Annotated in this window: 10 protein-coding genes; 6 read left to right on the forward strand and 4 right to left on the reverse strand. The window is 71.6% G+C overall.

The features are described from left to right. Together AB0F81_RS49735 and AB0F81_RS49740 are read left to right on the forward strand one after the other, a co-directional pair. Positions 1 to 213 (forward strand): hypothetical protein (locus tag AB0F81_RS49735; protein WP_360211214.1); only part of this gene is annotated, 213 nt, incomplete at its 5' end. Positions 214 to 257: 44 nt separating this feature from the next. Continuing rightward, the gene (locus tag AB0F81_RS49740; RefSeq protein ID WP_360211216.1) at positions 258 to 557 is read left to right on the forward strand and encodes a hypothetical protein; all 300 of its coding nucleotides are present in this window, start codon (positions 258 to 260) and stop codon (positions 555 to 557) included. Positions 558 to 560: 3 nt separating this feature from the next. Here AB0F81_RS49740 and AB0F81_RS49745 read toward each other — a convergent pair whose 3' ends face one another. Next, entirely contained in the window at positions 561 to 809 is a 249-nt protein-coding gene (locus tag AB0F81_RS49745) for a hypothetical protein (protein ID WP_360211218.1), read from the reverse strand. Between the two features lie 100 nt (positions 810 to 909). On the opposite strand from AB0F81_RS49745, the gene AB0F81_RS49750 reads away from it, so the two are divergent. After that, a complete protein-coding gene (locus tag AB0F81_RS49750; RefSeq protein ID WP_360211220.1) occupies positions 910 to 1,332 on the forward strand; it encodes a nuclear transport factor 2 family protein in 423 nt (140 codons plus the stop codon). Positions 1,333 to 1,361: 29 nt separating this feature from the next. Next, positions 1,362 to 2,543, forward strand: a complete 1,182-nt coding sequence (locus AB0F81_RS49755) for an FAD-dependent oxidoreductase (protein WP_360211222.1) — start codon at positions 1,362 to 1,364, stop codon at positions 2,541 to 2,543. Here AB0F81_RS49755 and AB0F81_RS49760 read toward each other — a convergent pair. Then, a complete protein-coding gene (locus AB0F81_RS49760; RefSeq protein WP_360211224.1) occupies positions 2,521 to 2,844 on the reverse strand; it encodes a helix-turn-helix domain-containing protein in 324 nt (107 codons plus the stop codon). The two genes, AB0F81_RS49755 and AB0F81_RS49760, sit on opposite strands and share 23 nt — an antisense overlap. Positions 2,845 to 3,112: 268 nt before the next feature. On the opposite strand from AB0F81_RS49760, the gene AB0F81_RS49765 reads away from it, so the two are divergent. Continuing rightward, on the forward strand, positions 3,113 to 4,057 hold the full coding sequence (locus AB0F81_RS49765; RefSeq protein WP_360211226.1) for a TerC family protein: 945 nt from the start codon (positions 3,113 to 3,115) through the stop codon (positions 4,055 to 4,057). 191 nt (positions 4,058 to 4,248) lie between these two features. Here AB0F81_RS49765 and AB0F81_RS49770 read toward each other — a convergent pair whose 3' ends face one another. Further along, positions 4,249 to 5,829, reverse strand: a complete 1,581-nt coding sequence (locus tag AB0F81_RS49770; RefSeq protein ID WP_360211228.1) for a glycoside hydrolase domain-containing protein — start codon at positions 5,827 to 5,829, stop codon at positions 4,249 to 4,251. Between the two features lie 210 nt (positions 5,830 to 6,039). On the opposite strand from AB0F81_RS49770, the gene AB0F81_RS49775 reads away from it, so the two are divergent. Then, entirely contained in the window at positions 6,040 to 6,552 is a 513-nt protein-coding gene (locus AB0F81_RS49775; RefSeq protein ID WP_360211230.1) for a hypothetical protein, read from the forward strand. Positions 6,553 to 6,679: 127 nt separating this feature from the next. Here the strand turns inward: AB0F81_RS49775 and AB0F81_RS49780 are convergent, their stop codons facing one another. Further along, positions 6,680 to 6,973 carry a hypothetical protein gene (locus tag AB0F81_RS49780; protein WP_360211232.1) on the reverse strand — a complete coding sequence of 98 codons (294 nt, stop codon included), beginning with the start codon at positions 6,971 to 6,973 and terminating at the stop codon, positions 6,680 to 6,682. Between the last annotated feature and the right edge of the window lie 398 nt (positions 6,974 to 7,371).

Here is a 7,371-nt window from a genome sequence, read left to right on the forward strand (position 1 = left end):
GGCGGCCGGGAACGGCGACGGCACTCGATCGCCGACCCCGGCTGGCTGTCCGTCGCCCAGACCTGCGTGGCCCTGCATGCGCAGCCGGCCGGCCGGCGTCCGCATCGTTGCCGCCCTGGGCGCGGCGGCGATCGGCGCGGCGGGACTGACGCCCCGCTCGCGGACTACCCTGGCGGAGGGGTCCAGGAGGTGATCACGGTGCACCCGATCTGATGACGGCCCCAGCCCGGGGCGTCACGGAGCCGAAAGGTGCCCGTATGAGCAGGACCGACAAGACGCGACCCTGGTGGGTGCAGATGGCCGACGCGCCCCTGGTGGCGTGCCGGCCGGCGCACGACCACCGGTTCGGGCCGTGCACCCTGCCGCAGGAGATCACCGCGGACAGCGCTCCGCTGGTCGCCCGCCGCGACGGCTGCCACTGGGCGGCCACGCCGTCGTACTGGTATCGCCGTTGCGAGAGCCGCGGTCACCGGGAGTGGAGCGCGCACCGCCGCGCCGAGCGCCGCCGCAGCCGCCACCAGGCGCGCCGGCAGATGCGCGCCCGCGACGACTTCTGACGCTCAGCGGTGCCGGCGGCGCGGGATCCCCCACCGGTCCCCCGGTCGGCGCGCGGCCCAGCGGCGGTGTGCGGCGGGCGGCGCCGACCACAGCCGACGGTGCGAGCGCCGCTGGGGTTCGTACCGAAGGTGGCGCAGCCGCGTGAGTGCCCTGCGAAACTCGTGGTTGTCGCCGAGATTGCGAAACACCACCTGAATCCCGGCCGGCACCGCGAATGCCGTCTGTGAACGCACGCCGCTGAGCTTCTCCATGCCATCACCTCTGGTCGCGAAAGCGCAGTGAGTGAAGGCTAGGACGAGCCGTGCAGGGATGTCGATCTGTTTAGCCGCCGCCCGGCGGGAAGGAGCCGACGTGGAGTCCGCGAGAGCCCAGCTGCTCGAACTCGCCGCCCGCTACGCCGCCGGGGTGGACCGGCGCGACCGGGATCTGCTGCTGTCCACGATGCATCCGCGGGCCCGGTTCAGCATCCCGGCGACGGGCATCGCGCTCACCGGTCACGACGAGCTGCCCCGGGTGTTCGAGCTGCTGGCGCGCTTCGACAGGACGTTCCACCTGGTCGGCAACGCCTGCTACGAGGTGGCCGGCGACACCGCGACCGGGGAGGTGTACTGCCAGGCGCATCACCTGCGGGGCGGCCAGGACTTCACCACGATCAACCGCTACCAGGACGTCTACGCCCGCGGCGCCGGTGGCTGGCGCATCACCGAACGCACTGTCGTCATCGACTGGACGTACACGGTGCCGGCCGGCGGTCTCGGCCCGGCGGGCGGGTGAACCCGGGTGCGCGGGACATCATGGGCGCCATGAGCCTGCGGGTGGGAATCGTCGGCGCCGGTATCGGGGGTCTCGCCCTCGCGCACGCGCTGCGGCGCCGGGGCATCGACGTCACGGTGTACGACCGGGATGCCGGGCCGGATGCCACCGACGGGTACCGGCTGCATCTGACGGAGGCGGCGTTCGCCGCGCTGGCCGGCGTGCTCCCCGAGTCGTCGATGCGGGCGTTGCGCGACTGCGGGGCGGGCAACGACGCCTTCCGCCAGTTCGCCGTCATCGACCATCGCGGCCGCACCCGGCTGCGGATCCCGGTCCGGCACTCCGGTGAGGTGCTGCTGATCGGCCGGCGCCCGTTGCGGACCATCCTGGCCCGTGGTCTCGACGACATCATCCGCTGGGACACCCCGGTGACCGGCTGGACGCGGTCGGCGGACGGCGTCGTGCTGGCCGACGGAGCGCGGTACGACGTGCTGATAGCGGCGGACGGCACCGGGTCCACGATCGCTCGGCGATGGCTGGGCCGTTCCACCGCGCAGCGCTCCGGCGTCATCGGCATAGCCGGCCGCTCGGCCCTCCCGCAGCGGGTGCCCGCTGACCTGCACACCGGTCTCGCGTTCATGATCGGTCCCGGCGGGGTCGGGGCGTTCCTCAGCCTGCACGGCAAGCAGGGCCGGGACCCGGCGGCGGAGCGGCCTTACGTGGTGTGGTCGGTCGCTGCGCGCGCCGAGTCGCCCGGCGCTGATCTGGCCGGACAGGTTCACCGGTGGACGAGCGGCTGGAGCGCTGACTTCCACACGCTGGTCGACCGGTCGGAGGTGGGCAGTCTCGCGGCTTTCCCCTTCTACTTCCCCGCAGCGCTGCGACCGTGGCCGGCCGGCCCGGTGACCCTGCTCGGCGACGCCATCCATCCGATGCCGCCCACCGCGGGGGCCGGGGCCAGCACGGCCATTCTGGACGCGGCGCATCTGGCGGACGACCTGGCGACGAGGCCGGTTCGGGAGGCGCTCGCGGCGTACCAGTCGAGGCTCTTGACCTATGCCCCGCCGGCGGTCGACGAGGCTCGGCCGGCCCTGCGGTGGCAGGGCCGGCTCGGCAATCCGCTGGTACGGGCTCTTGCCGTGCGGGCGGTCCTGCCGTCGGTGGACGCCGGCCTGGCCCTGTGGGGGCGCCTGCGTGCTCTGCCCGCGGTCAGGACTGCGGCGCGCCGGTGAAGAGGTCGATCAGTTCGCCGATGCGGTGGTCGGCCTCGGCCGGGTGGCGGAACCGCCCGGCCGGATTGATCGTGTACTCGTTGCGCCGTCCGACGCGTTCCCGACGCAGGTAGCCCGCGTCTTCCAGGTCGGCGACGATGGCCTGGGCGGCACGCTCGGTGATGCCGACGGAGGCAGCCACGTCGCGCAGCCGGGCGGTCGGCTCCCGGGCGATCGCCAGCAGCACGTGAGCGTGGTTGGTAAGGAAGGTCCATCCCTTGCTGGGGTGGGTCGCCCCCGGCTCGGCAGCCAGCGACATCATCGCCTCTCGGTCGTGGGCGGGGCTTGCCAGCCCAATATATGTGCCCGGAAACGCGAAACGGGCGTCGTGTCTCTTACCTTGACGTACGAACTCTACTTCGTGAATAATCGGTCGTAGGTTTGAAGGGGAGTACCCGACGATCCACGCACCGCCGTCAGTACGAATCCGGCCGCTCCGGATTCCGGCGGTGCAGCCACTGGCGCAGTGGCCCGGGGAGACCTTCGTCAGGCCGGCCCGTGCGGGCCGGCCTGACGAAGGGTTCGACCACATGTCCGTGTCCTGGTGGGTCTGGGCGGCGCTGATGCTCGCCATCGCCGCGATGCTCGCCGTCGACCTGTTCCTGCATCGTGACAACCACGTCATCGGCTTCCGTGAGGCAGCAGTCTGGTCCGGCATCTGGATCGCCGCCGGCCTGCTGTTCGGCGTCGTTCTCTGGGTCTGGCAGGGCGGCGAGGTCGCCGGCACCTACTACGCCGGCTACCTCATCGAGAAGGCACTGTCGATCGACAACGTGTTCGTCTTCGCCCTGATCTTCACCTACTTCGCCGTTCCCCCTGCCTACCAGCACAAAGTGCTGTTCTGGGGCGTCATCGGCGCCCTGGCGTTCCGGCTCGTGTTCATCTTCGTCGGCGCTGAACTGCTCGAGACCTTCTTCTGGACCGCCTACCTGTTCGGCGCGTTCCTGATCTACACCGGATACCGGATGGCGTTCCGCCACGGCGAACAGACCCCACCGGACCGCAACCCGGTCGTCCGCCTCGTCCGCCGGATCCTCCCGACCGATCCGGCCTACCACGGCAACCGGTTCTTCACCTGCGTCAACGGCAAACGCGTCGCCACCCTGCTGTTCGTCGTGCTCATCGCCGTCGAGGCCACCGATCTGATCTTCGCCGTCGACTCGGTCGCCGCGATCCTGGCCATCACCACCAGCACCTTCCTCGTCTGGACCGCCAACGCCTTCGCCATCCTGGGGCTGCGCAGCCTTTACTTCTGCCTCGCCGGGCTGCTGCGCCGCTTCACCCACCTGCACTACGGCCTGGCCGTCCTGCTCGCCTTCGCCGGCGTCAAGCTGGTCCTGTCCGAGACGCCGGTCGGCAAACTGCCCGTCCCCGTCACCCTCGGCGTGATCATCGTGACCATCACCGTGTCGATCGTGTGGAGCCTGCGCAGCACTCGGGCGGCCGCGGCCAGCGCCGCACGGGCCCACCGGTGATCACCGCCATGGCGAGCGCCGTCCACTGCGCCACCTCGATCGATGTCAGCAGGATCGAGCCGAGCAGCACTACCATCGCCGGCTGCGGCGACCGGCCACGCCGGCCAGACATCGGCCAAGGCCGACGGAAGAACACCGATCGCGTACGCCAGGACGGCCGCCGTGGTCACCGTCGTCATGGCGTCCGCTCCTCAGCAGAGCGGTGCCCGGCCGCTGAAGGCCGCGCTCAGCAGGACGCCGCCGCGCAGGGCGCTGCCGGTTCCGCGGTAGAGCAGCAGCCGGCCGGTGGCGTGGTGCACGGCGGCCAGGTCCACGTTGCCGTCGCGGTCGAAGTCACCGGCGCCGACCAGGTCGCGCATGCTGCCCCAGCCGGTGCCGATCTGCCGGCGCGCGCCGAACCCGGTGGCGGTCCGCGGGTAGAGGTAGAGGGTGCCGGTGCTGGTCTGCCGGGCGACCAGGTCGGGATGACCGTTGCGGTCGAAGTCGCCGATCCGGGACAGTTCGCTCATCGCGCTCCAGCCGCTGCCGACCTCCGTGCGTGCGCCCAGGCCCGGGCCGGGCAGGCCCGGATAGAGGAAGAGCTTCCCGTCGGAGGTGCGGGCGGCCAGCAGGTCGGGCAGGCCGTCGCCGGTGACATCACCGATGCCGGTGAGCTCCCGCATGCCGTTCCAGCCCGTGCCGATGCGCAGACGGCTGCCCACCCCGGTGCTGGTGCCCGGATACAGCCAGAGCTCCCCCGTGGAGGGTTGCCGGGCCACCACGTCCTCACGGCCGTCCTGGGTGAGGTCGCCGATCCGCAGGATGGCGTCCAGGGCCGACCAGCCGCCGCTGATCAGCCGGCCCGCCGCGTCCACGGCGGCGCCGTTGCCCAAGTGCAGGTACAGGTTGCCGCAGCTGGTGACGCGTGCCAGCACGTCCGCCCAGCCGTTGCCGTTGTAGTCGGCCAGCTGCGCCGGTGGCAGCGGCGCCATGTCCAGGTAGTCGTTGTCGATGTTGATCGTGACGCCGCCCCAGGTCTCGTTGTGATCCCCGACGTACTGCTTCATCCGGCGCCGCGGTGACCAGTACCCGGCCGGGATCGCGGCGTCGTCGACCGTGGCGACGCCGTCCCAGCGGGCGAAGTCGAGATAGTCCGGACGCGCGTAGCCGGCCACGGCGTACTGCGCCACCTGGTCGGCCACGCCGGAGGCCATGCTGCCGTAGAAGCCGGAGAAGTAACTCAGGTCGTGCAGCCGCGCCGTCCAGGCGCCCATGAACGCGAGCACGCCGGCCCGGCACGCCGCGTCGTCCGTACGGTAGGCCTCCATGTCGTAGATCAGCACGCTCTCCTTCGCCAGCCCCAGCGCGGTGGCCTGCGCGGCGGCGTCCTCGGCGGCGGCCCGGCCCTGCGCGGCGGCCTGCGCGTTGTCGATGAGGATCCGCTTGTTGGAGGTGGTGCACGACGCCTGCGGACCGACGTAGAGCGGGATCAGCCGCCAGCCGGCGGCCACCTGCTCGCTCACCCACGCCGGCGTGAGGTTGGGCTGGGCACAGCCGCGGTTGACCCCGCCGAAGTAGATGCCGACGGCCCGGTAGGGCGACTGCAGCCAGGCCGTCATGGCGGCGCCCGACGGCGCGGTGCAGGCGTCGAAGCCGAAGCCCTGGAACGTCCCGGGCTGCGCCGGCACCGCGGCCGCGGCGCCGGCCGGGCCGGGCCAAGCGAGAGGCAGGGTGAGCAGCGCGGCCGCGAGCATGGTCGCGGTACGGCCGCGCGAGGTCGGGAAGGACTTCATGACCACTCCTCGCGGCGGATCGGATTCCTTCAGTGCAACCAGTGGAGTCCGGCGACGTCAGGGCCGGAAGTCCCGGGCGCGAAGTCGGCACATGACTGCGCCGGGACTTCAGGCACTGCCGGGCGGGCCTGTTCCGCAGCCTGCTCATGTGGGCAGCGCGGATTGCCCGGTTCTGATTACCGCGGTGACGATCCGGTAGCGTGGCCCGCCGTGGGGTTCCTGTGGCGTGACGCAGCGCAGATGCTGGCCGGCCGACTCCGCCGGTATGGCGTCGATCCCGGGCACGTGCACGACGTCGCGGTGGCATGGCAGGCGTTCACCGAGTTCCTGGCGCTGCCGGTCGACGGTCTGGAACCGGTGGAGAACGACGCCGACGGGTTCATGGTGCAGTGGGGCCGGTACAGCTGGAACGACCGGCTGCCCGGTTTGAGCTTCACCCGGCAGTTCGCCGTTGACGTCCGGGACGCATGGGCCGGCAAAGACTGGTACCAGCCGGAGATCTGGCAGGTCAGCCTGGACATGGTCTTCCCGGACACGCCGGAACTGGCCCAGTTCGGCCGGCCCGGACCGGCGGACACCGGCCTGGATTTCAGCGCGCCCGGCCCGGAACGGGACCGCGCCGTCCGCGCCGTGGAGCAGCGGCTGACGCAGGATCCGACGTTGCGAGCGGCGTGGGCGAGCAGGCCGGCACGCAGTTCCGTCACGCTGGACGAGGCCGGCTGAACAGCCGCAGGCGAGCTGGACGACTGCGAGCGCGCCCTGGGTCGTGCGGCGCATGCGTCCGCCGTCCTAATCGGTCTGCGGGCTACCGCGTCGACCTGCGGGGAGTGGCGGGTGTGCCGGCCGGAGGTCAGGCGCAGGATTCCGGGCGGTCGTCCTTCGGCACCGTCATCGGGTTGCGCTCGTCGTCGCGCTTCGCCAGCCGGGCCACCGCGATGCGGTACTGCGCCTGGGTGATCTCTCCGCTGATCAGTTGTGCCACCAGCGCGCCCTCCAGGGTGGTCGGGGCGGCCTTCCCGTCGTCAGGCTTGTCCGTCCCGGCCTTGCCGTCGCCGCCGGCTCCGGTGGCGTCGTCCGGTTGGGAGCACAGCAGCACGATGGCGAGGATGAGCATCGCCGCCATCATGAAGAGCAGAAACAGCATCGAAACCACCTCCGTCCACCTGCCATCCTCGACCCGGCCCGGTGAGATCGACAGGGACGAAGGTCCCGGCGCGCAGGTACCGGCCGGCGGCGGCCGACGGTCCTTCCGGGGTGCGGCGCACCGGGTGCGGGAAGCCCAGTTCACCCGCACACCGCTCGCGCAGGGCCGACTGTCGCCCGGGCCGCTCACCCAGGGCCGGCCGCCCGGGGCCGCTCTCCCAAGGCCGGTCGCCCAAGACCGGTCGCCCAAGGCCGGTCGCCCAGGCCGGTCACCCGGGGCCGGTCGATCTGGACCGACTGTCGATTCTGATCGACCGTGCTGACTCGCATGTATCCGACCCGCATTCAGGTAGCTCCCTCTAGTCCGTGGCGTCAGGTTAGACCCTAGGAAGTAGCCGT

Origin of the sequence: Actinoplanes sp. NPDC024001, assembly GCF_040638955.1 — a bacterium.
Classification (GTDB): domain Bacteria; phylum Actinomycetota; class Actinomycetes; order Mycobacteriales; family Micromonosporaceae; genus Actinoplanes.

What these genes read in the sequence shown, in the direction of transcription:
- AB0F81_RS49740 (WP_360211216.1), top strand. Translation starts at nt 258, where the DNA reads ATGAGCAGGACCGACAAGACGCGACCCTGGTGGGTGCAGATGGCCGAC.
- AB0F81_RS49745 (WP_360211218.1), bottom strand. Translation starts at nt 809, where the DNA reads ATGGAGAAGCTCAGCGGCGTGCGTTCACAGACGGCATTCGCGGTGCCG.
- AB0F81_RS49755 (WP_360211222.1), top strand. Translation starts at nt 1,362, where the DNA reads ATGAGCCTGCGGGTGGGAATCGTCGGCGCCGGTATCGGGGGTCTCGCC.
- AB0F81_RS49760 (WP_360211224.1), bottom strand. Translation starts at nt 2,844, where the DNA reads ATGATGTCGCTGGCTGCCGAGCCGGGGGCGACCCACCCCAGCAAGGGA.
- AB0F81_RS49765 (WP_360211226.1), top strand. Translation starts at nt 3,113, where the DNA reads ATGTCCGTGTCCTGGTGGGTCTGGGCGGCGCTGATGCTCGCCATCGCC.
- AB0F81_RS49770 (WP_360211228.1), bottom strand. Translation starts at nt 5,829, where the DNA reads ATGAAGTCCTTCCCGACCTCGCGCGGCCGTACCGCGACCATGCTCGCG.
- AB0F81_RS49780 (WP_360211232.1), bottom strand. Translation starts at nt 6,973, where the DNA reads ATGCTGTTTCTGCTCTTCATGATGGCGGCGATGCTCATCCTCGCCATC.